Here is a 22,666-nt window from a genome sequence, read left to right on the forward strand (position 1 = left end):
GTGCGTCGCACCTATGCCCATGCCGCGACCAACAAACTCTGGAACCGACCCGTGAACGCGCGTTTCCCCTGGCCCAACTCTTGCCATTTGTCCCGCCTGCCCAACGCCAATATAATGGGCCTTGGTTTTCGCTGTACGCGATCAGGCAGTCGGGGAGTCGCTTCATGGACACCTTCTTACAAACTCTGTTGGAACTCGCCCTCATCATCTTTGCGGCCAAGGCGGCGGGCTATCTGAGCGTTCGGCTTGGCCAGCCGGCGGTCCTGGGGGAATTGATCGTCGGCCTGCTGTTAGGCCCATCGCTGCTGGACATGGGCCATTGGCCCGTCTTCGGAAGCGAGCAACTGCAGGAGATCATCTTCATCCTCGCGCATCTGGGCGTGATCTTCCTGATGTTTGTGGCGGGGCTTGAGGTGGACTTGGGCCTAATGGCCCAGACGGGACGCATCGCCGTGCTCGCCGGCGTCAGCGGGGTGATCGCGCCCGTTATCCTCGGGGCGCTGGTAACCTGGCCCTTTGGCTACGACCTCCAGCATGGGTTGTTCACCGGCCTGGTGTTGGCGGCCACAAGCGTGAGCATTTCGGCCCAGACGCTCCTGGAACTGGGCGTGCTTCGTAGCCGCGTGGGTATGGCCCTGCTGGGGGCCGCCGTCGTGGATGACGTGCTCGTGATCCTCCTCCTATCGGCGTTCATCGCCGTGGCGGGGGGCAATGGGGGCTTTCTCGCTATCGTGTGGGTACTCGTGAAAATGGTCCTGTTTCTGGCCATCGCCCTCCTCTTGGGCATCCTGGTCGTGCCCAGGCTCACGAACATCGTCAGCCACTTGCCCATCAGCGAGGGGGTCATGAGCCTTGCGATCGTGGTAACCTTCGTGTACGCGTGGGCGGCGGAGGCGCTGGGGGGCATCGCCGCCATCACTGGCGCATTCCTCGCGGGCGTCATCTTCGGTCGCACGCCTTCGCGCAAGGTCATTGAGGGTAAGGTGCACGCCATCGCCTACGCGTGGCTGGTGCCTATCTTCTTCGTGAGCATCGGCCTGCAAACCGATGTGCGCACGTTGGGAGCGACGGGCATCCCGATTGCTCTTGCCATCGTGGGTGTGGCCCTGATCTCCAAGATCATCGGCTGCGGGAGCGGCGCCGTCGTCGCGGGGTGCACCCCAGGCGAGGCGCTGCGCCTTGGCGTGGGCATGACATCGCGCGGCGAGGTTGGCCTCATTGTGGCGTCTGTGGGGCTGAGCACCGGCCTCATCACCGACGCGGTCTTCGCCAGCGTCGTGCTGATGGTGCTGGTAACTACCCTGATCACGCCCATCGCGCTGCGGGCGCTGTATCCCAGGGGAGCCAGGACGGGCGAACAGGCGCAAGCCGCAGCAGAACCTCCGAAGGCGTGAGGACAGGTTTCGCAGTACATAGGCAGGAGGTGGCCGCATGGCACAACTGGTAGTGCTGGTACTGGATAATCTGGAGCAGTGCCCCGCCGTCCTGGACGCATGGGAAGAGGCGGGCGTGGGCGGTGTAACTATTCTGGAGAGCAGCGGCCTGGGACGGCTGCGGGGCATTTTCAGCGACGATCTGCCGCTGATGCCCTCGCTGCGCGACCTCTTCGCAACCCGCGAGTTCCAGCATCGGACGCTGTTCACCGTTGTTGAGGACGATGCGACCTTGGAGCGCGTCGTCGCCGCCACCGAGAAGATCGTCGGAGACCTGAACGAGCCGCACACCGGCCTGCTGTTCGTGGTGCCGGTCAGCCGCGTCCTCGGACTGCACAAGCGCAGACAGAACAGATAGGCTGCGGCCACCCACCCCACACGCAAACAGGCCAGGCGGTTTTCCCGTCTGGCCTGCGCGTTTTTGCGGGCGTAGCGCCTGGAACCGAATCGCGGGCGCGCTAGTTGAGGATGGTCAGCGTGCAGTCTTCCGTTACGTAAATCCAGTATCCCCACCCTGGCGCAATCTGCGTCAGCGAGTTGGCCCACGGCGGGATGGCCGTGTTATAGCGTTTCCAGGCGGTGGGCTCGCCTGCCTCGTAGCGCAGCACCTGGGTGTACTTGCCACTGATGGAAGACAGCGCATCGGCAACCGCGCGCGGCTCCGACGCGGGATAGGCGACCAAGTTCCACCCGGCGAACAGGCGCTGCTCGGTGTAGATGGGCAACAGGCCGGGCAACTGAAGCGTGCCCGTCTCAGACATCTTGATCCAGAACGCCGTGCCCTCGTCCAGCGTCAGCAGCGTATTCGCCTCGGGCGGCATGGCCGGATCGTAGATGCGCCAGGTGTCGTGCTCGGCGTCGTAGGCTTCCACCAGCGTGTACTTGCCGGCGATGGACGACAGGACCTCAGTGATGGCCTCGTTCTCCGGAATCACCGGCAGCGAGACCAGGTTCCAGCCCGTCGGCAGGACCTTCTCAAAGTTGGAGTGGCCGTGCAGCCACCCGACGACGGCGCGCATCACAGCATTCCGGTCGTCCGCATCATCAATCCCCTCAAACCCGAAGGCGAAGTACACGACCTTGTACGTGCCCGTGTCCACGCGAATGGCCGCAGTGCCGCTGCCTATGATAGCCTGCGGCTGGACTCCGGACGAGGGCGGAACCTTGCCCCGCCGTGCGGATTCGGAGTCGGCGCGGAAGTGGCGCACCGCAGCCGCCCCTGCGGGCGCGTAGTACTCAAACACGCGCTGCGCCGGGGCAATCGGGTTGATCTCGCTGGGCCAGTTTTGGTTGCCCGCGCCCGATCCTGTCCCCTCAATCGTGAACTCCATGCCGTCCCCGATCTCGTCGCCTGAGATGCCCCGAATGGCGAACACATCTACGTTGTCCTGCACGAACTGAGCATGCAGGTAGCCGGTGTAGAACTCCTGGTCGTGGATGTAGTACCCGATGTCCTGGCCGGTAACGAACAGTTTCCCGCCCTGGTCAAGATAGGTCATCAGCGTGTTCCGTGCCGAAGGGTCTTCCGGGTCATTCAGCATTCCCTGTTCGGGCACGGCCCAAATCACAATGCAGGGCACGTAGTTGAGAATCACGCTGTCGGGCACGGAGCCGCGGTAGAACGTGTACCACAGGTCGTAGGCGAACCCATTGGCCCCCAGCGCGTCGGTGTAGAACACATCCAGGCCAGGCTCGTTCAACTCATCAATCACCAGGAGGATGTTGGCATGGCGGCTGAAACCGCGCGTGGTGAATCCGATTTGGTCGGGGTACTCGGACACGTTGCCCAACCCGTCCCGCGCCTGGAACCCGGCGATGAAATCATGGGCCACCGATGGGGTCGTCCACACCGCCCCGTATTCGCCATCGTCGGCTTCCCCGTCCCCGTGCATTCCGTCGTCGTACATGGGGAACTGGGTAACGATAGAGTTATCGGAACTGCGGACTGTGGCCGTAACCGCGTTCACCCCGGACCCGTCCTGCAGGGTTGCCGTCAGCGTTACCGGGTGGGAAACCTCTGCAATCTTCGGAGTTACCGATTTGTCGCCCAAGTACGGCCCGACACTGTCCACCACAGTAACCGTGAAAGGCCCCAGCGAGTAGTAGCCCCCGAACTTGTCAAACAGGTCCAGCGTGAACTCAATCTCGCGGCCGTCGGGCGTGAGCGGACTCAGATGGAAGTACAGGTCCCCCGACTCTTGCGCCTTCTCCTCGCCCAGGCCCAGGTCGCCGTAGTTGCCCACGCCGTAACACGTGGCCTCCCAGTTGGCCGTGTACAGGCTACCGCTCAGTTCGTAGGCCGTTACCGTGCCGGTGTTCCGAATCCACACCTGCAGGTAAACGAACTCGCCCGGGTTGGCGACCCAGTCGTGATTGATGCTATCGTAGATGATCTCGTAATCCACGTACTCCACCTGTGGCGAGCCTTGCGCGAATGCGCCCGCCGCCGCGAATACCATCAGCGCGAGCAACAGCGCCGTGCCCAAGGCCCACAGGACATAGCGAGGCCATCTCCGAACCGCTGCGTCCATTGACATCCTCCCGTGCACACGAAAGTAGCAACGCATACGCGTCCTACTACGCACTATACGCGCATCACAGAGAAGGGTCAATGGCCTTTTGGTACCATGCACCCAACGTGTCGCCGGCACAGACAAAAGGCGGGAGCCGTATGCCCGACTCCCGCCCGTGTTGCGCCTCAGGAAAGGCTAGTGCGCGCCGTCCAACTGCGGCCAGAACTGCACCGCGACCAGGGGCAGAACCACCCGCGGCGGCGCGGTCTGTCGGTGGGCCGACGATTCCACCATGTCCAGCCGCACGTTGGTGCTCCCATGCCAGTGCGCGGTAGTCGCGAGAGGAACCCCGTTGAGGCGAAACTCTATTGAGTCGCCCTCCCGTCCTCCCTCCCTCTCGGGGGTATCGGGATCATCTCCTCTCACGGAAAGCGAGTAGTACGTCGTGCCCATGTACAGGAAAATGGTAGCCCTGCCGCACATCACGCCCTCCACATGGGCCGTGAGTTCGGCAGACTGCGGGATGCGCGCCCCGTTCATCGTGATCACGCCCCAGAAACTGCTGGGCAGAGGCGGGAGCGCGACCACATTGGCTGCGCACAGCGCAAGAATCAGTACAGCAATACCCAGGTTTCGCAGAAAACGCATGAGATCGTGTCCCCAAGCAGGATTTACCCGTGCACAAGAGCGCGCGGGCCGAATACTGAAACGCCCGCGCGCAACTTGAGATACGGCGAAACGCGCCGATTTGTGCCGCACCGCCGGACGCTAGGCGATGGCAACCGTTTGAGCAGCGCGGTTCTCCTCCTCGGCCACGCGGATTCCCTCGTCCTCGCGGACCTGCGTCAGCAGCAAGATTCCGCCGATGAAGAAGATGATGAGCGACACAATGCTCAGGCGGCTAGAACCCGTGAGTTGTCCGACGAGCGCGAAGATGGCCGGCCCGGCAATCCCCGCGAACTTGCTGGACACATCATAGAATCCGAAGAACTCGGCGCTCCTGGCCTTGGGCGCCATCCTGCCGAACAGACTTCGGCTCAGCGCCTGCGTGCCACCCTGCACCATGCCTACCGCGAAAGCCAGCGCCCAGAAGTGCCACGCCACGGCCATGAAGTACCCGGCGATGCTGATGAGCGTGTACCAGGCGAGGCCCAACATGATGGCGCGCTTTGTGCCGATACGGCTCCCAAACTTGCCGAACAACAGCGAAAACGGGATGCCGACGAACTGCGTCATCAGCAGCGCGCCGATGAGATCCAACTGCCCGATGCCGATCTCCGCCCCATAGATGGTGGCCATCTTGATGATGGTACCGATGCCATCATTGTAGAGCCAGAAGGCCACGAGGAACAGAAACAGTTGCCGGTATCGGCGCAGGTGGCGGAAGGTCTGCCCCAGCCGCGTAAAACCCGCCTTGACGGGATTCACCCCGACACCGATGCCCACCGTATTCGCAGCCGGTTCGGGTACCCAGCGCAGCAGCGGTACGGTGAACGCGCCCCACCATAACGCCACGGAAAGGAAAGACAGCCGCGCGCCCAGCGTGCCGGGCAGCAACTGGATCATGGCGATGTTCACGGCGAGCAGTAGGCCGCCGCCCAGGTAGCCAAGCGCGTAGCCCTTGGACGAGACGTAGTCTATCTCATCCGGGCCGGCGATGTGGGGCAAGAGCGAGTCGTAGAAGATCGCGGCGCCCGCGAACCCGATGGAACCCACGATGATGCACCCGAGCGCCAATTGCCAGTCCCCACGGTCCACCAGGAACAGCACCGCCGTCGCGATGATCCCTACGCCAGCAAACGCTTCTTGGAGCCGGTATAGTCGGCGATGCTGCCCAGGATGGGCGCCAGCAGCGCGCTGACCAGCAGCGCAAATGCCGCCGCGTAGCCCCAGTACACGGTTGCTGTGTTGCCCGGCAAGTCCGCGGCAACTACCGATGCGAAGTACACCGGCAGCACCGCTGCCTCCACCGTCGTGGAGAACGCCGAATTGCCCCAGTCGTACAAGCACCATGCGTTGATGATCTTCTTGTGCAGTTTGTCGGCCTGTTCCGCCATACGCCCCCTTTCTGTCTGTATTGTGCTTCGGGATGCTCCGGGAACCTCATACCATCTACGGTAACCCTGCAGTCCCATGCAGGTACCCACTTCGTCGCAAACGACTGCAACGACCTGCGCAGCAAAGCCAACCTGGCCAGGCGTAAGGCGATGGGCCTCGGCTCTCTCGGTCGGCGGGGCTACGTGTATCGCCCCAGCACGCTACAGGCTAACGCTCTGCAATTGCGCCAGCACCTTCTGCCGAACCTCCGGCACGGCGGGCAAATCCGCAACCACGCGCCCGCCGTCAATCAGCAGCGTGTTGAGGATTTGGCGCGGCTGCCCGCACTCGCACACGCCCGCGTCGTGCTTCCAGTACACCACCTTCCTGGAGCCGCAGGCGGGGCAAGCGGCCACGAACTTCCCGCCCGACTCCTTGCCCCGCTTCGCAATCCACTGGCCGCCGACTTCCACCAGGTCCAACGCCAGGTTGATGGTGGGGGCGTTGGCCAGCGACGTGCCCACCCCGTACCCGTCGCAGACGGGGTTTAGTTCCAGGATGCTGTACTCGTCCAGCCCGCCGCTGGCGAAGAGTTTGACATGCTGGAAGCCGCGCAAATCCAATTCCCAGCGCACCTCCTCCATCAACTGGCGGAGGTCGCCCCGCCGCGACGGGGGAGTGTCAAAGCGGATGCCGTACAGCCGTTCGCGCAAAGCCTCGGCGACGCGGATGGCCTCGAACTTCTCATCCAGGAAGGTGTCTATGAGCACAATGCGCGGCACTCCGGGGCCGGCCACCTGGTCAAAGGCCCAGGCCGCCTCCACCGTATCGCCCAGTAACAGCACAAGCGCATGGGGCATCGTCCCGCTGGGCGGGATGCCGATGACCTCCGCGGCCAGCAGCGTGGACACGCCGTCGCACCCGCCGATGTAGCACGCCCGCTCAATCATGGGGGCCACGGCCGGGTGCATCCGTCGCGCGCCGAAACTCAGCACGGTGCGGCTCCCCGCGGCCACGCGACACCGCGCCGCCTTGGTCGCCACGCCCGACGCCTGGCACAGCATCCCCAGGATTTCCGTCTCCATGTGTCCGAAGACGGTATAAGGCCCCTCAAGGATCAAGACCGGCTCGCCGGCGTAGAACAGCGTCCCCTCGGGCAACGCCCACACGCGGATGTCCAGCCCTTCCAGCAGGCGGGCCACTTCCTCCACGCCAGCCAAAACGGCCCACCCCCACTCGTTGGGCAGGCTCTTGGCGCGCACCTCGGCCACCACAACTTTGTCCGCATTGCGGGCGCGGATGGCCGAGCGGGCGCGCTCAAAGTACACGTCGGTTACGCGGCCTTCTCGCAGTTCGGCTTCGGTGGCGATGTGAAACCTGCGTTTGGCGTCCATGCACACTCCTCTCACGCGGTCAGGCTTTCAATGACGGCAACATCGGCGCCCGCCCGCACCAGTTCCTCAAGCGCCAGTTCGGCGTCGTGCACCCGGAGATTCACCGCGCGCGTCGCATCCAAGAGCACCGTGCAGCCGAACCCCTCGCGGCGCGCGTCCAGGCCGGTGAACTTGACGCAGTAGTCCAGCGCCAGCCCGCCAATGTACAGGTGGCGAATCCCCATCGCCCGCAGCAATTCGGGCAGCGGTCGCCCTTGCGCGTCGCGCGCCTGGAACGCGGAATAGGCATCCTCGTCCGCGCCCATCCCCTTGGACACGACGATGGCCGCATCGGGCAGCGCAAGGTCGGGGTGAAACGCCGCGCCCGGCGTGTCCTGCACACAGTGGACGGGCCACACGCCGCCCTTCACCTGAAAATGCGTGGTCTCCGGCGGGTGCCAATCGCGGGTGGCAACGATGGGCAAGCCGCGCTTCGCAAACAACTCCAAGTAGGCGTTGACTTTGGGGAGAATGGCGTCGCCCTCCGGTATGGAGAGCGCGCCTCCGGGCAAGAAATCGTTCTGCATGTCCACCATCACCAGCGCACTTTTCCTCTTGATAGTCATGGTCTCTCCCTCCTTGCAATCCCTGTACTTCGTATCGCAAGTCCAGCCCCAAAGGCCGGGCATCCGGCCCGGCGGAACGTCGGGTGTCCCGCCCGCGCCGCGCCTCTGGACTATGGGCCGCGGCGCTCCATCTGCTGCCAATTCAGGTTAGAGCCAATGTTCGGGTTGAAGTTCGGGTCGTCGCTCAAAATGTACTCGCCCAGCGCATTGCACCAGGCGTAGCCATGTCCACCGGGCAGTTCCACGCCGCGCTCGTCAAAGGGGTTGTAGTACTCGTCCACACCGCGAATGGCCTGGCTGAAGTTGTCCGAAATCCGATCCATCGCCGCTTGGCGCTGCTGCCACGATTCCATCATCGTGTCGCTGATCTGGCTGCTGGTCTGGCTGATGATGCGGCTCAACTGGCCTACATGCTGAATCTGCTGAATCTGGTTCTGGATGAGGTACTGGCTGACCTGCATGTAGCGGCCATACCACTGCGGGTTCAACTGGAACGAGCGCGTCATCGTCCAGAACAACTCGGCCATCCCATCCAAAGCGCCCTGCAAGGCGCGGAAAGAGAAGAGATAGTCGGCCATCCAGTAGATGTGCTCCACCGAGCCGAACAGGGCCGGCATGGACACCTGCGTTACCTCAACGACGCCGTAGATCTCCTCCTCCGCCGTCTGCGCCCCCACCGAGTAGCGCACGCGCACGCGCGCCCCGTCCGCCGACGTTACCGCGCCCGGAGTGGACTGCGCGCCCGCCCCAACCTGCTGCGCCAACTGCGGCAGAGGTTCCTCGCGCACAATCTGAAGCCCGGCCATCTTCCCCCGATAGCGGGGCAGGACAATTTCGCGCAGCATCTGTTGCGCGCCCATGGGCGGACGCACCTCGTTGCCGAAGTAAAGCGCGCCGATGGGAAAAGTCATGTGCACCATCGGGTTGTTCGTCCAGTAGAACGAGATGTTGGGGAAGGCCTCAAAAGCCTCGGTGTTGGCGGCGTTGCGGGCGCGAAAGGCGATCACCGCAGGCATCCCAGGGTTGTTGAGCAGCCAATGGACGCCCCCCTCAAACACCCAGTCCACCGGTATCAGCATGCGGAACGCCTCTGTGCCGATGCCCTGCTGATCCATGCACTGGACGGTCTTCAGGCGAAGGGTTGCCGCCTGCGCCGCCTCGCCGCTCTCCCGACGGGGCGCTTCGGGTTTTGCGGGCTTGGGCTGCGGCTCGCCCAATATGCAACGAGTCCCGCAGTACTCGCACACCACGTCGTTGCCGGGTGGAAGTTTGGCCCCGCACTGGGGACACCGAACCACACGAACGTCCGACATCTCCCCGCCTCCTTCACACACGCGCCGAGGCGCACACGACACCGGCGCACGCCATCGCACAGGGGGACTTACCGCCCCCGGGCCACACCCTCCAGGGCACGCGTTATCTGCGCGACGCGCTCGGCACGCCCCATCTTCGCGTAGGCGTCGCGCTCATGCTCAAGCGACACCACCGGCACGCGCATTCCCGCCACGTCCACGCGGCGCGTGATGCGCCCCAGGTCGGGCGGCGGCTCCCAGGTGCCATCCTCGCGCTGGTGTTGCGCGTCGCCCATGATCTCCACCGTCATGCCGTCAATCTCCAGCGCCCCGAAATGCGATCGCATGCCGGCTTTCTCCGAGAGCGCGACGGGCCGCACAACGTGCCCCGCGAACAGCGACGCGATGCGGTACGCTCCCGCCGCGTCGGTCTGGATGTCCACATCGTGCGGCGTAAGCGCCACGCCCTGCAACGCCAGCCCCACGCTGCCCGTTACCGCCCAGTTCACCCCCGCGGGTTCCAGCGCATCACACAGAATGCGCAACACTTTCAGATGCCGCTCCATGTCCCCTCGCGATACAGAGTAATCAGATCGCGCACCACCGCGCCTGCGGTGGGGATGGGATCCACTTCATCCACCGTAACCGCGACGATGCCGTTGGTGTCCGTATAGTACACGATGCCCATCTGCACCGACGTCAGGCGCGCCAAAGGATGCTCCGCCCCGACTTCGGTGGGCTGCACGCTCAGCGAATAGCCCGCGCCACGACGCTCGGCCACGGCGAGGAGCAGGATGACGTTGCCTCTCTCCCGCGCGTGCTGGATCATCTTCGCGGAGATGCCCCGAATGCCCGCGACGCGAACCTCGGGCAGGCGGGCAGGATAGCCGAGCACAGCATTGGCCAAGATGACGAGTTTGTTGGCGGCGTCCCATCCATCCAAGTCCAGGGCGGGGTCGGCTTCGGCATGGCCGGCCTTCTGGGCCATCTCCAGCGCCTCTTGGAAGGTGTAGCCTTGCGCGATGCGAACCAGGATGGAGTGGGTTGTGAGATTGAGCACGCCGTCTATGCGCTCAATGCGGGCGTGGCACAGATCGCGGACGCCGACGTTCACCGCCGGCAGCCCCCCGCCGACCGTCGCGCTGAACAGGACGCGGCGGCCGCGTTCGCGGGCCAGCGCCATCACCTCTGGGTACGCCAGCGCCAGCGGCCCCTTGTTCGCCGTGATCACGTGCATCCCCCGCTCTAGCGCTAGGCGGATGTGGCCCATGGCGGGTTCCCCGTCGGACAGGTTCACCGGCGACGCCTCTATCAGGACGTCGGCCTGGCTATGGCGCAGCATGTCCAGTCCGGCGACGCCCCTTTGACCCAGGCCGATGTAGTCGGCGGCGCTCCCGCCCGCCTCCTTTAGCGCCACGAGTCGGCGCAGGTCAATCCCGTCGGGACTCCAGGCCGCGCCGCGGCTGTCGGCTACCCCCGTGAGGACGAATTCCAGCCCGAAGCGTTCGCGGTAGAGCGATCGCCTCTCGTCAAGGATGGTCAGCACGCGGCGGCCCACATTGCCCAGCCCCACGAGCGCGATGCGAACCCGCTCCACAGCCATGCTTCCAGCGCCTCCCAGCCAGGGTTTGACAGAAGTATACTACGCGAGCGGATTGCGGGCAAGCGCGGGGCTGCACCGACCGGCCCCGTGTATACATTTCGGTGGAAACTTGTCGGACCGATGGGCGGCAGCATGAAAGGCAAAGGAGCGTAGGGCAGGTTTCCATACCTGCCCTACGCCTTCGGCGGCTATGGAAAGCCGCCCTACGTGTTTCGGCATCGCGCCGCCAATTTCCCATTCGCGTGCATTCGTGTTATTCGCGGTTATGGCTCTTTCCCCAATTCGCGTGGATTCGTGTCATTCGCGGTTACAACCGCAATGACACCGGCGTTCGTTGTGGTATAATCGCCCTATGAACGTTGTCTTTGTCGCCCCCTTCGGCCTGGCGCCCAAAGGCACCACCCGCTGGCGCGTCCTGCCGTTGGCCCGCGCACTGGCCGCGCGAGGACACGCGGTGCGCGCCCTCGTGCCCTCGTGGGACAGGCCGCAGGACGCCGGCCGAGTGTGGCGCGAGGGCGGCGCGACCGTCGCGTGCGTGCCGTTTCCGGCGCGGCTGGGCCAGGGCGCGTGGCCGATCCTGCTCGCCCGCCTGCTTCGGGAAGCCCTGCGCGGCTCGCCCGACGTGGTGCACGTCTTCAAGCCCATCGGCTTCGGCGGAGCCGTCGCCGAGGCGATGCTGCGCCTCCGCACGAGGGCGCGCCCCCTCATCTGGGCCGACGCCGACGACCTGGAAGCCGAGTGGACGCGGCACAGGCCCGCCTGGCAGCGCGCCGCCCTCGCCCGCCAGGAGCGGTGGGTCCTGGCGCACGCCGACGGCGCTACCGTGGCAAGCCGCGCCCTGGGCGAATACGTCGCGGCCCTGCGGGGCGAAGCGCCCTTCTACCTGCCGAACACATCGGCACTGCGCCCGGCCGAGGCGGACGAAATCCCCGGCCGCGTCGCCTGGTACACGCGGTTTCTGGACATCGCCCCCGAAACCGTGGCCGACATCTGGGCCGCCGTTGTCGCAATCGCAGGGGCAGGTCTGAGACCTGCCCCTAGCCTGCATGTCATCGGCGCGGGCATGCGCGGAGAGGAGCGGGCTTTCGCTGAAGCCGTGCGGACACGCCAACTGCACGACACCGTAACGTTGTGCGGCTACCTGGAAGGCGACGCCCTCGCCGATGAGGTCGGCGCGGCATGCGTGGCCATCTTTCCATTTGCCGACACGCCGATAAACCGGTATAAATGTCCGGCGCGGCTGGCCGATTTGGCGGCAATAGGCGTGCCCGTGGTGGCCCACGCCGTTGGCGAGTGCGCGTCCTACGTCGTCCACGGCGAGACGGGCGCGCTGGTGGCCCCAGGCGACACGCGCGGCTTCGCCGACGCGCTGGCCCAACTCCTCCGCGACGCCGACCGCCGACGGGCGATGCGATCCGCGGCCCGCTCGCGCTTTGCCGCCCGCTTCGCGCCAGGGGTGCTGGCCGCCCGCCTGGAGCAGGCGTACACGGCGGCGCTCGCCGCGCGCGGCAATCCATAGGACAGCGGGAGCGATTCGGGGAATGCGACAGCGACTGCGAACTGCGTTACGCCTTTGGGCACCTGTGCTGGCGTGGGCGGGGGTGATCTATTTCTTCTCCTCGCGCCCGGACCTGCCGCGCATTGACGAGCCCTGGCTAGAACTCCTCGTGCGCAAGTCGGCCCATGCGGTGGAGTACGCGATTTTGGGCGCGCTCCTGGCCCGCGCCCTGGGCGCACGGCGGGGACAAGTCGTCCTGGCAGCGGCGATGAGCGCGCTGTACGCGGCCAGCGACGAATGGCACCAGCGGTTCGTGCCCGGCCGCAACGGCAACCCGCTGGACGTGGCGCTGGACACCGCGGCGGCGCTCCTGGGCGCGTACCTGTACGCCCGCCTGGCCTCGCGTGAAAACGCCGCGGTTACGGCGCCCCCGACGGCGGAGCCCCGCCGTTTCCGTTGACCCCCGCCGGAGCCTCGCCCCTGCGCTCCGGCGGCTTCAGCGCCGCGATGAACACTTCGCCGAACAGCGCCTCCTGGTACGCTTCCACCAGTTGCCGCTTGACCATCTCCAGCACGGCCAGGAACGTTACGATGACCTCCATGCGGCTGCGCGCCTGCCGCACCAGTTGACGGAAGGACACGCGCCCACGGCGGGCCAGCCGTTCCTGAATGAACGCGATCTTCTCGTCCACCGTGATGAGCAAGGGGGCGACCACATCGTTGACGGGCGGAGCGGGCGGGGCGACGGCCAACGCCTCGCGCACCGCTTGCACCAGCGCGTCAAGGGTAACGTCTTCCAAATCCACCGTCCTGGGCAGGCCTACAGGCGGCGCCACCCGCACGAAAGCGCGATTCCCCTGCTCCTCCAACGCGCGCAGGTACGCGGCAGCCTGCTTGAACTGTCGGTACAGCAGCAGTTGGCGCACAAGGTCATCACCCGCGTCCTCCTCCTCTTCCTCCGAGACCACCATCTGGGGCAACAGGACGGTTGATTTTATGTAAATCAACTTCGCCGCCACCACCAAGAAATCCGCCAGTTGGTCCGGGTTGATGGCCTCCGCATGAGCGATGTAGTCCAGGTACTGCTGCGTAACCTGGGCCAGCGACACCTTTGTGATATCCAGTTGCTGCTCTTCAATCAGATGCAGCAGGAGATCCAGCGGCCCCTCAAATACGGGCAATTGAACCTGATACCCGTCCGACATGGACTGCTCCTTGCCAGAAAATGACCGTCGTATTATACTTGGATTGGGTGTTCGCGCACAATGAACGTGCGGACGCCGACGCATGTAAGGGCTTCAGACACGTACCTCTGGCAGGAAGGAGTAGGGAGATGATGGAACAGACGCACCAACCCTCGTCGGCGGAGCCAATCGCGCCCGCCATCTCCAGCGATGAGCGCGCGTGGGCGGCCATCGCGCACGCCAGCGCCCTCATCACAGTGCTATTTGGCGTCCTCACCGGAGGCGCGCTCTGCCTAGTCGGGCCGATTGTCCCGCTGGTCATCTGGCTGGTGTTCCGCGAGCGCTCGCGATTCGTCGCCCGCCACGCGCTGCAAGCCACGATCTTCCAGGCATTGGTGGTCGTGTTCACCATCGTGATCGCCATCCTGGGCCTGGTGCTGGTGGTCGCAGCGTGGGTGGGCACCGCCATGCTCATGGCCGCCATCGTCGGCATCCTGCTCATCCCCGTCGCCCTGGCGCTGACGCTGCTATGGGGCGTGGTATCCCTGGGGCTCCCCGTCGCGGCGCTGGTGTACGCGTGCTACGGCGCTTACGAAGTGGCCGAGGGGCGCGACTTCCGCTATTATCTGGTGGGCCGCTGGGTGGACTGAAACCCAGGCCGAAAACGCAATCCGCTGACAAAGCCGTCGGCCTCGCGTCGGCGGCTTTGTGTTTCGGCCCCACATGCTTATAATAGCAACACATGGGCAATGTTCTCACCGCAAAGGCCGCGGAGAACGCAGAGACCATTCCCTTTTTCTTCTCTCTGCGGTCTCCGTGCGCTCCGCGGTGAAAGAGGGAGAAACGTATGCTGCGCACTCATACATGCGGCGAGATTCGCACCGGCGACGTGGGCAAGACCGTTACGCTGGCCGGCTGGGTACACCGCTGGCGCGACCACGGCGGGCTGACGTTCCTGGACTTGCGCGACCGCTACGGCATCACGCAGTTGGTATTTGACCCTTCGGTATCCGCCGAGGCGCACCAGGTGGCCGCGCGCGCCCGAAGCGAGTACGTCTTGCAAGTTACGGGGATCGTGCAGAAGCGCGTGAGGCCCAACCCTAACCTTGCCACCGGCGATGTGGAAGTCCTGGCGACGCAGGCCGTGGTGCTCAACGAGGCCAAGACGCCGCCATTCTACATCACCGAGGACCGCGAAGGCGACGAGGCCGCCCGCCTGCGCTACCGCTATCTGGACCTGCGGCGCGAACGCATGAAGCGCAACATCATCCTGCGCCACCGCGTCGTGAAGTTCATCCGCGACTACCTGGACGCCCGCGGCTTCGTGGAGATAGAGACGCCCATCCTCATCAAGAGCACGCCCGAAGGCGCGCGCGACTACGTCGTGCCCAGTCGCCTCTATCCAGGCAAGTTCTACGCCCTGCCCCAGTCGCCCCAGCAGTTGAAGCAACTCCTCATGGTGGCCGGCTTTGACCGCTACTTCCAGATCGCCCGCTGCTTCCGCGACGAGGACCAGCGCGCCGACCGCCAGCCGGAATTCACCCAACTGGACCTGGAAATGAGTTTCGTGGAGCAGGAAGACATCCTGAACGTCATTGAGGGGCTATACACCGCACTGGTCCGCACGGTTACGCCCCAGTGGAAAATCCTGTCGCCCTTCCCGCGCATGACCTACGACGAGGCAATGGCCCGCTACGGAACCGACAAGCCCGATTTGCGGTTCGGCCTGCCCCTCACAGACCTGTCGGACCTGGCGGCACAATCCCAGTTCCGCGTGTTCCAGGAGACCCTTGCGGCGGGCGGCGTGGTCAAGGGCATCCTGGCCCCAGGCTGCGCCGACCTCACGCGCAAGGAGATTGACGATTGGACCGAGCGCGCGAAGGCGCTGGGGGCGAAGGGCCTGGTCGCCATCGCCCGCACCGCCGACGGGTACAAGGGCGGCCCCGCCAAGTTCTTCGCGCCCGCCGAACTGGACGCCTTCGCCGCGCGCCTGGAGGCCCAGGTCGGCGACATGATGTTCATCGTGGCCGACGCGCCTGCCACTGCCAACGCCGTGCTCGGCGCGCTGCGCGTGGAACTGGGCCGCAAACTCAACCTGCCCGACCCGCACCTGCTGGCCTTCTGCTGGATTGTGGACTTCCCGCTGGTGGAATGGAACGAGGAAGAAGGGCGATGGGATGCCGTCCATCACCCCTTCACCATGCCCAAGAAGGCCGATTTGCCGCTCCTGGACACCGACCCTGCCCGCGTCCGCGCCGATTGCTACGACCTGGTCTGCAACGGGTACGAACTGGCCAGCGGCAGCATCCGCATCCACCGCCGCGACATCCAGGAGAAGGTCTTCGCCCTGCTGAACTACTCCAAGGAGGATGCGGCGGCGCGCTTCGGCCATATGCTGGAAGCCTTTGAGTACGGCGCGCCTCCTCATGGGGGCATCGCCCCTGGCATAGACCGACTCGTCATGCTCCTGGCGGGCGAGGACAGCATGTCCGAGGTCATCGCGTTCCCCAAGAACAGCAGGGCCATTGACCTGATGACCGGCGCGCCCTCGGAGATTACCGAGCAGCAGTTGCGGGAGTTGCACCTGCGGATCGTGTACGACGAATGAGGACGGCAAGCACGCGCCGCTCGCCGGCGCACTACGGACGCACGCGCGGAGGCGATCATGTGCCTGGGCATCCCTGGTAAGGTTACGAGCGTACAGGACAATCCTCTGGGCCTCAAGATGGGGACGGTGGAATTCGGCGGCGTGGCCCGCGAGGTGTGCCTGGCCTACACCCCCGAAGCCCGCCCCGGCGACTGGGTCATCGTCCACGCAGGCTTCGCCATCAGCCTGCTGGACGAAGAAGAAGCCCGACTGACCCTCCAGACTCTGGCGGAACTGGCCGCCAGCGAAGAGGGATAGGCTGGCATCCCGCCTATCTCCACGTGGGTCATCCGTACGCCTCACGACGATGCTTCACACGATAAACCGTAACCGTGCGCGACTCGTCGTCCACGTCATAGAGGATACACCACACGCCCACCCTCAAGCGGTAGGCGCCGACTGCCCGAAGTTTCTTTGCGCCAGGTGGGCGTGGGTTCTCCGCCAGGCCGTCAATATGCTGGCTGACCGATCGCGCGTGCTCTTTGGGCAACGCTGCGATGTCCTTGACAGCCTGTCGGAGAATCTGGACTCTATACATCCACGCCCTCAGCCCGCAACTGCGCCTTCGCTTCCTCCCACGGGATGGCTTCCTCGCCCAATTCGCGCAGACGGCGGGCCTCCTCCGCGTCCTCCAGGTCTTCCAACAGCGTCAGGAGTTCCTCCCACGCCGCATAGTCAATAACCACGGCCTTCTTGTTGCCGTTCGCATCCACGACGAACTGCACCGCGCGCATCAGTTCCGCTACCACTGGACTAGCCTCCTACAGAATCCTTCTCGCCCGTCCCACCAATCATCGCCACATCCAGTATAGCCACAACGCATTGCACCGTCAATCCGACCGCCCCCGTTCCCCCCGTGTTTGGAGCCCTCCCCCTGCGCGGGTTCCCAGCCCGCCACTGGCGAAGCGTAACCCAACCATACCGACGAAGGAATGGACGCCGGTCCTTGGAACCTGACCGCTGTTCGCTGGCCGCCCCCTACGGCACAATCACCGCCCGCGTGTCGCCCTTGAAGCGCTCCAGATTGTCCATCACCGCATTGATGGCGTCCGCGTCCAGCGGCACGGTGCGCGTAACCACATGGGACAAGTCCAGAATCCGCCGGCGGGCCAGTTCTATCAGCGTCGGCAATTCCGACATCAGGTGATCGTCGGAGCCGATGATCTCCGCCTCGCGCCCGATCAACTCAAAGTAGGAATCCACCTCAAAGGGCTTGCGGGTGATGCCCACCAGCACGGCACGCCCAAAGATGGCCAGCGACTGCACCGCCTGCTTCATCGTCTGCGGCAAGCCGATAACCTCCAGCGCCACGTCCACGCCGCGGTCGCCCGTGAGTCGGCGAATCTCCGCGACGGGGTCGCCCTTGCTGGCGTCCACGGGGATGGCCCCGAACCGCTCGGCCAGGCGCAATTTGTCGGCGTTGATGTCCACGGCGTACACTTCCAGCGCGCCGAAGGCCCGCGCGATCTGAATCGCCGACATCCCAAGCCCGCCCGCGCCGAACACCGCCACCGTCTCGCCCGGCTGCAGGCGCGACTTGCGCAGGGCGTGGAACGATGTCGCCGACGAGCACATGAGCACGGCCCCATGCTCAAACGGGACTTCCTCGGGCAGGAGCACCACGCTGCGCGCCGGCACGGCGATGAACTCGGCGTAGCCGCCGTCGCGATGCTTGCCGATCATCTTGCCCTGCACGCAGAACTGTTCGCTCCCTCGGCTACAGTAGGCGCACTCGCCACAGGTTACCATGTAGTGGATGCAGACTCGGTCGCCCGCCTTCACGTTGCGCACCTGCGAGCCGACGCGCTCCACCACGCCCGCCACCTCGTGCCCGAGCGTTACCGGCAACTCCCGCACCGGCGACGTGCCGGCGCGATAGTGCACATCCGAGTGGCAGATGCCCGCCGCCCGCACGCGCACGAGCACATCTCGGTCGCCGACGTCCGGCACGGGGATTTCCTGCATCTGAAGGGGCTTGCCCGTCTCAACCAAACGCACCGCTTTCATGATGTTGTCCTCCTTGAAGTTCCTGGCACGTGAAGTATCGCACAGCCTCGGTGTCCTGTCAAAGTTAACCGCCCGCGGAGACAACAGGTAGGGCGGCCACCCCTCGCCCCCAGCGAGTCCCCTCGCCCCGCTTGCGGGCAGAGGGCCAGGGTGAGGGGTTCGGGGTCGGGTATGGAAACCCGACCTACGGTTGGGCGCGGCGAGTAGGGCGGCTTCCCATAGCCGCCCGCCCATCCCCTCGCCCCGCAACGCGGGCAGAGGGCCAGGGTGAGGGGTTCGGGGTCGGGTATGGAAACCTGCCCTACGGTTGGGCGCGGCGACTTCGGATGAGTTCCCCAAGCCGTTCCAGATCTGCTACCGCCTGCTCTGGCGAAACCCCGATTGCCGCAACGAGTTTTTGCGCTCACAGCCATAGTATGGTATTATAAGGGTCCAACAGTGGATTTCCGCCCGCCCAACATCCCCCCAGGGCGGACGCTCATCGTTGTCGTCATCACACCAACAACGAGAGAGGGAACGTTGACGATTCTCTTGAGCCTTCGGGCGCGCGTGGCGGCTCTCGTGTTGTTCGTCCTTATCCCTGCCGTCGGCCTGGCGGTTTATGCCTTTGCAGCAGAGGAGAATCAGGTACGGGCTGACTTCGCCAGGTTCGCTGCTGACATCGCCAGGCACGTAGCCGCCGAACAGGACGAACAGATTCGCAATGCGACGACCCTGTTGGACGCACTGGCACATCAACCTGCAGCGGCGGTAGGAAGCGAGCACGACTGTGGGGCGCTGCTCAGACAGGAACTGGAAGAGCGCTCAGGAATCGCCGCGCTAGCCGTGGTAGACACCAATGGGCGCGTGCGTTGCGCATCCTGGGGGATTGCCGATGGCCTGAATTTGGGCGACCGGCCCTGGGTTCGCTCCGCGGCGTCGGGGACCGTCGCCGTCGGAGAGGCGGAGGCAGACCCTGTAGCCGGACACCCCGCTTCGCCGCTGGCCTATCCGGTGCGCGACGATCAGGGAAACGTGCGTGCGCTTCTCGTTGCGTGGCTGAATTGGGAATGGCTAGATCGCGCGGTAGCGCTGCACTCGCTGGATGGCGCATGGGCGCTCGCGGTGGCCGATCATCGCGGCGTGGTAGTCGCCCGCTATCCCCGCGATGAACACGTCCCTGGGCAGCCCGTCTCCGAGGACCCCCTCTTCGCTGCGCTGACATCGCACGAGGAGGGGACGCGGCTGGCACGCGGCGCCGACGGCGTTACAAGGCTCTACGCGGTAGCCACATTGGAGGCGACCAGCGCGGGCGAGCATGTGCATGTATTTGTAACCATTCCGGCGCGGGTAGCCTTCGGTCACGCAGAACGAAGTTTCATCTTGACCGTAGCCACGATTATGCTGGCAGCGCTGTTGACAGGCGGTGCGGCCTGGTTCGCATCCGATCGCGCTTTTGTGCGACCCGTGCAGCGCGTCATCCTGGCCAGCCGGCGCATCGCCGAGGGCGACTTGAGCGCGCGGGCCGGGGCGGTTCGCGACAGAAGCGAGATTGGCCACCTGGCGCGCGCTTTTGACCAGATGGCCGAAGCCCTAGAGCGGGAGGACCGCGAACGTCGACGGGCCGAGAAGGAGGTTCGCCGAATGAAGGAGTTCAGCGAAGGGTTGATCCAAAGTATGATGGAAGGACTGATGACCGATGACATGGATGGGCGCATCACGTTCGCCAACCCCGCCGCTGCGGCCATCCTCGGCTACGATTCGCCGGCGGAGTTGGTAGGGCAGCATTGGACGGCCATCGTTGCGCCCGACTGTTACGACATCGTCCGCGCCGCCAACGAGCGCCGAAGCCGGGGCGTGCGCGATCGCTACGAGGTGGATCTCATTCGCAAGGACGGAACCCGCCTCACCGTGGAGGTAACCGGCGCCCCGCGCATGGAAGCCGGCAGACAGGTGGGTACCATGATGGTGTTCAGCGACATCACCGAAAGGAAACTGATGGAGCAACTCCTGTGGCAGACCAAGGTGGTGGTAGAGCACAGCCCGGTGGCCCTGTTCCGTTGCGACGCCACTGCGGAGTGCCGCCTGGAATTCGTGTCCGACAACGTGGCGCGGTTTGGCTACGCGCGGGAGGACATTCTGGCCGGGCCGCTGTCGCTGTACGCGCTGATCCACCCCGAGGACCGCGAGCGCGTCGCCGACGAGTTGGCGCGGCGGGCGGCCGCAGGCGAAGAATTCTTCCAGTTGAACTTCCGCATCCAGACCCCGGACGGGCGCACCGTCTGGACCGAGAGTTACACCGAAGCGGTGCGCGCCGACGACGGAACGGTCGCCCACTATCAAGGCGCGTGGCTGGACGTTACCGACCGCAAGCAGATAGAAGAGCGGCTCCTCCATGCCCAGAGGATGGAGGGCATTGGCCGGTTGGCGGGCGGCGTCGCCCACGACTTCAACAATCTCCTCACGGCGATTTCCGGCTACGCCAACTTCGCGCTGGAGGCAGTGGGGCCGAAGCATCCGGCGGCGGCCGACCTGCACGGGATTCTGGACGCGGCCAGCCGCGCCGCCGACCTGACCCGACAACTCCTCGCCTTCTCGCGTCGGCAAATCTTTGAGATGGGGATCGTGGACCTGAACGACCTGATCCAGGGTATGGGCAAGATGCTACGCCGGCTCATCGGCGAGGACATTGAACTCGTCGTGGTACCGGACGCGAAACCGGCTACCGTTCGCGCCGACGCCTCGCAGATAGAGCAGGTGCTGGTGAATCTGGCGGTCAACGCGCGCGACGCCATGCCCGATGGCGGCACGCTGACCATTGAGACGAGCAACGTAACGTTGGACGACGCCTACGTGCGCACCCATCCGGGGACGGTTGCCGGCGACTACATCCTCATCGCCGTTACCGACACCGGCGTGGGCATGACCGACGAGGTCAAGGCGCGCATCTTTGAGCCATTCTTCACCACGAAGGAACCCGGCAAAGGCACGGGGCTGGGCCTGTCCACCGTGTTCGGCATCGTGAAGCAGCACGAGGGCAACATCTACGTGTACAGCGAGCCGGGCGTGGGCACCACGTTCAAGGTGTACCTGCGGAGCGTAGCGGAATCGGCCGACGCCCGCAGCGAACGGGCCGAGGAGGCGCGCGTCGTCGGCGGGACCGAGACAATTCTGCTGGCCGAGGATGACGCGGCGGTGCGGCAGATGGCGGCGCGCATCCTGCGGGCACTGGGCTATACGGTGCTGGAGGCCAGCAACGGCGCCGAAGCGCTGCGGATTGCGCGGCAGCAGGCCGGGCGCATTGACCTGCTCATGGCCGACGTGGTGATGCCGCGCATGAGCGGGCGCGAACTGGCCAAGCGCATGGCCGAAATCTGCCCTGACGTGAAGGTGTTGTACGTGTCGGGCTACACCGAAAACGCCATCGCGCACAACCACATCCTGGAGCCCGGCACTCATTTCCTGCAAAAGCCCTTTGCCCGGCGCGCCCTGGCCCAGAAGGTGCGCGAGGCTTTGGAAGCGTAGCCGTCGCGCGGATGGACATGGAACGTCGGATCGTGCTTCAGGTGGAACGCGGGGGCATCCGCGTGGACAAGTACATCGCCGAGGCTGTGCCCGACCTGTCGCGGGCGGCGGCGCAGCGGCTCATTGACGAAGGGCGCATTCTTGTGAACGGCGCGGTCGTCAAGGCGTCCCACCGCCTGGAGCCGGGCGACACCCTCACCGTGGAGATTCCGGCGCCCGTGCAGGTGGAGATTGCCCCCGAGGTTATTCCGCTGGACATCCTCTACGAAGATGCCGACATCCTGGTGGTGAACAAGCCGGCGGGGATGGTGGTGCATCCGGCCTTCGGACACCACAGCGGGACGCTGGTCAACGCGGTGCTGGCCCACTGCCCCGACCTGGCCGGGGTGGGCGGCGAACTCCGCCCGGGCATCGTGCACCGGCTGGACAAGGATACGTCGGGCCTCATCGTCGTGGCGAAGGGCGACATGGCGCTGCGCAACCTCCAGGAGCAGTTCAAGGGGCGCGAGGTGCAGAAGGCCTACCTGGCGCTGGTGGAGGGGCACGTGTCGCCCCCGACGGGCCTGATTGACGCCCCCATCGGGCGAGACCCCCGCGCCCGCAAGAAGATGGCCGTGGTGCCGCGCGGCGGACGCGAGGCCCAGACCGAATACCGCGCCCTGGAGTTCTACGCCGAGCACACGCTGGTAGAGGCACACCCGCTCACGGGCCGCACGCACCAGATTCGCATCCACATGGCCTTCATAGGCCACCCCATCGTGGGCGACCCCGTGTACGGGTTCCGCAAGCAGCGGGCGAAGGCCCCGCGCCTGTTCCTCCACGCCGCGAGGCTTGGGTTCCGCCTGCCGGGGACGGGCGAGTGGCGCGAGTTCCAGGCGCCCCTGCCCGACGACCTGGCCGCCGTGTTGGAGCGCCTGCGGCGCGATTGACGGCAGTCGCCCCGCGGTGT

Annotated in this window: 20 protein-coding genes and 1 pseudogene; 9 read left to right on the top strand and 12 right to left on the bottom strand. The window is 65.3% G+C overall.

Annotated features, from left to right (window positions below):
- The first annotated feature begins 164 nt into the window (after positions 1 to 164).
- Both H5T65_08475 and H5T65_08480 read left to right on the top strand, forming a co-directional pair.
- Positions 165 to 1,394, top strand: a complete 1,230-nt coding sequence (locus tag H5T65_08475) for a cation:proton antiporter (GenBank protein MBC7259271.1) — start codon at positions 165 to 167, stop codon at positions 1,392 to 1,394.
- A gap of 37 nt (positions 1,395 to 1,431) precedes the next feature.
- Positions 1,432 to 1,791 carry a hypothetical protein gene (locus H5T65_08480; protein MBC7259272.1) on the top strand — a complete coding sequence of 120 codons (360 nt, stop codon included), beginning with the start codon at positions 1,432 to 1,434 and terminating at the stop codon, positions 1,789 to 1,791.
- Positions 1,792 to 1,891: 100 nt separating this feature from the next.
- Here H5T65_08480 and H5T65_08485 read toward each other — a convergent pair whose 3' ends face one another.
- From H5T65_08485 to H5T65_08520, 8 genes and pseudogenes are all read right to left on the bottom strand, one after another.
- Positions 1,892 to 3,964 (bottom strand): hypothetical protein, encoded by a 2,073-nt coding sequence (locus tag H5T65_08485; GenBank protein ID MBC7259273.1) that lies wholly within the window; start codon positions 3,962 to 3,964, stop codon positions 1,892 to 1,894.
- A 177-nt stretch (positions 3,965 to 4,141) separates the two neighbouring features.
- Positions 4,142 to 4,594, bottom strand: a complete 453-nt coding sequence (locus H5T65_08490; GenBank protein ID MBC7259274.1) for a hypothetical protein — start codon at positions 4,592 to 4,594, stop codon at positions 4,142 to 4,144.
- A 120-nt stretch (positions 4,595 to 4,714) separates the two neighbouring features.
- Positions 4,715 to 6,003 (bottom strand): annotated as a pseudogene (locus tag H5T65_08495) (MFS transporter).
- A gap of 201 nt (positions 6,004 to 6,204) precedes the next feature.
- Entirely contained in the window at positions 6,205 to 7,377 is a 1,173-nt protein-coding gene (locus H5T65_08500) for a nicotinate phosphoribosyltransferase (GenBank protein MBC7259275.1), read from the bottom strand.
- 11 nt (positions 7,378 to 7,388) lie between these two features.
- On the bottom strand, positions 7,389 to 7,976 hold the full coding sequence (locus tag H5T65_08505; GenBank protein ID MBC7259276.1) for a nicotinamidase: 588 nt from the start codon (positions 7,974 to 7,976) through the stop codon (positions 7,389 to 7,391).
- Positions 7,977 to 8,092: 116 nt separating this feature from the next.
- Complete coding sequence (locus H5T65_08510; GenBank protein ID MBC7259277.1) at positions 8,093 to 9,295, bottom strand: zinc ribbon domain-containing protein; 1,203 nt, start codon at positions 9,293 to 9,295, stop codon at positions 8,093 to 8,095.
- Between the two features lie 68 nt (positions 9,296 to 9,363).
- Positions 9,364 to 9,840 (bottom strand): hypothetical protein, encoded by a 477-nt coding sequence (locus tag H5T65_08515; GenBank protein ID MBC7259278.1) that lies wholly within the window; start codon positions 9,838 to 9,840, stop codon positions 9,364 to 9,366.
- Positions 9,825 to 10,877, bottom strand: a complete 1,053-nt coding sequence (locus H5T65_08520; GenBank protein MBC7259279.1) for a homoserine dehydrogenase — start codon at positions 10,875 to 10,877, stop codon at positions 9,825 to 9,827. Before H5T65_08520 ends, H5T65_08515 begins: the two co-directional genes overlap by 16 nt.
- 352 nt (positions 10,878 to 11,229) lie before the next feature.
- Here H5T65_08520 and H5T65_08525 point away from each other — a divergent pair, with 352 nt between their 5' ends.
- Together H5T65_08525 and vanZ are read left to right on the top strand one after the other, a co-directional pair.
- Positions 11,230 to 12,396: a glycosyltransferase gene (locus H5T65_08525; GenBank protein MBC7259280.1), complete on the top strand. Its 1,167-nt coding sequence runs from the start codon at positions 11,230 to 11,232 to the stop codon at positions 12,394 to 12,396.
- Positions 12,397 to 12,418: 22 nt separating this feature from the next.
- Entirely contained in the window at positions 12,419 to 12,835 is a 417-nt protein-coding gene (gene vanZ, locus H5T65_08530) for a VanZ family protein (GenBank protein MBC7259281.1), read from the top strand.
- Here the strand turns inward: vanZ and H5T65_08535 are convergent.
- Positions 12,795 to 13,580, bottom strand: a complete 786-nt coding sequence (locus tag H5T65_08535; protein MBC7259282.1) for a segregation/condensation protein A — start codon at positions 13,578 to 13,580, stop codon at positions 12,795 to 12,797. The genes vanZ and H5T65_08535 overlap by 41 nt on opposite strands.
- A gap of 128 nt (positions 13,581 to 13,708) precedes the next feature.
- Here H5T65_08535 and H5T65_08540 point away from each other — a divergent pair, with 128 nt between their 5' ends.
- The 3 genes from H5T65_08540 to H5T65_08550 all read left to right on the top strand — a co-directional run bounded on the left by H5T65_08540 (position 13,709) and on the right by H5T65_08550 (position 16,464).
- Positions 13,709 to 14,209, top strand: a complete 501-nt coding sequence (locus H5T65_08540; protein ID MBC7259283.1) for a DUF4870 domain-containing protein — start codon at positions 13,709 to 13,711, stop codon at positions 14,207 to 14,209.
- A gap of 197 nt (positions 14,210 to 14,406) precedes the next feature.
- On the top strand, positions 14,407 to 16,167 hold the full coding sequence (gene aspS, locus H5T65_08545) for an aspartate--tRNA ligase (protein MBC7259284.1): 1,761 nt from the start codon (positions 14,407 to 14,409) through the stop codon (positions 16,165 to 16,167).
- Between the two features lie 57 nt (positions 16,168 to 16,224).
- Positions 16,225 to 16,464 carry a HypC/HybG/HupF family hydrogenase formation chaperone gene (locus H5T65_08550; protein ID MBC7259285.1) on the top strand — a complete coding sequence of 80 codons (240 nt, stop codon included), beginning with the start codon at positions 16,225 to 16,227 and terminating at the stop codon, positions 16,462 to 16,464.
- Between the two features lie 28 nt (positions 16,465 to 16,492).
- Here H5T65_08550 and H5T65_08555 read toward each other — a convergent pair whose 3' ends face one another.
- The 3 genes from H5T65_08555 to H5T65_08565 form a co-directional block, all read right to left on the bottom strand.
- Positions 16,493 to 16,744, bottom strand: a complete 252-nt coding sequence (locus H5T65_08555) for a type II toxin-antitoxin system RelE/ParE family toxin (protein ID MBC7259286.1) — start codon at positions 16,742 to 16,744, stop codon at positions 16,493 to 16,495.
- The gene (locus H5T65_08560) at positions 16,737 to 16,940 is read right to left on the bottom strand and encodes a hypothetical protein (protein MBC7259287.1); all 204 of its coding nucleotides are present in this window, start codon (positions 16,938 to 16,940) and stop codon (positions 16,737 to 16,739) included. Before H5T65_08560 ends, H5T65_08555 begins: the two co-directional genes overlap by 8 nt.
- 244 nt (positions 16,941 to 17,184) lie before the next feature.
- The gene (locus H5T65_08565; protein MBC7259288.1) at positions 17,185 to 18,213 is read right to left on the bottom strand and encodes an alcohol dehydrogenase catalytic domain-containing protein; all 1,029 of its coding nucleotides are present in this window, start codon (positions 18,211 to 18,213) and stop codon (positions 17,185 to 17,187) included.
- Between the two features lie 519 nt (positions 18,214 to 18,732).
- On the opposite strand from H5T65_08565, the gene H5T65_08570 reads away from it, so the two are divergent.
- Together H5T65_08570 and H5T65_08575 are read left to right on the top strand one after the other, a co-directional pair.
- The gene (locus H5T65_08570; GenBank protein ID MBC7259289.1) at positions 18,733 to 21,717 is read left to right on the top strand and encodes a PAS domain S-box protein; all 2,985 of its coding nucleotides are present in this window, start codon (positions 18,733 to 18,735) and stop codon (positions 21,715 to 21,717) included.
- A gap of 11 nt (positions 21,718 to 21,728) precedes the next feature.
- Complete coding sequence (locus tag H5T65_08575) at positions 21,729 to 22,646, top strand: RluA family pseudouridine synthase (GenBank protein ID MBC7259290.1); 918 nt, start codon at positions 21,729 to 21,731, stop codon at positions 22,644 to 22,646.
- Positions 22,647 to 22,666 lie beyond the last annotated feature (20 nt).

It is taken from the genome of Chloroflexota bacterium (genome assembly GCA_014360805.1).
Taxonomy (GTDB): Bacteria; Chloroflexota; Anaerolineae; order DTLA01; family DTLA01; genus DTLA01.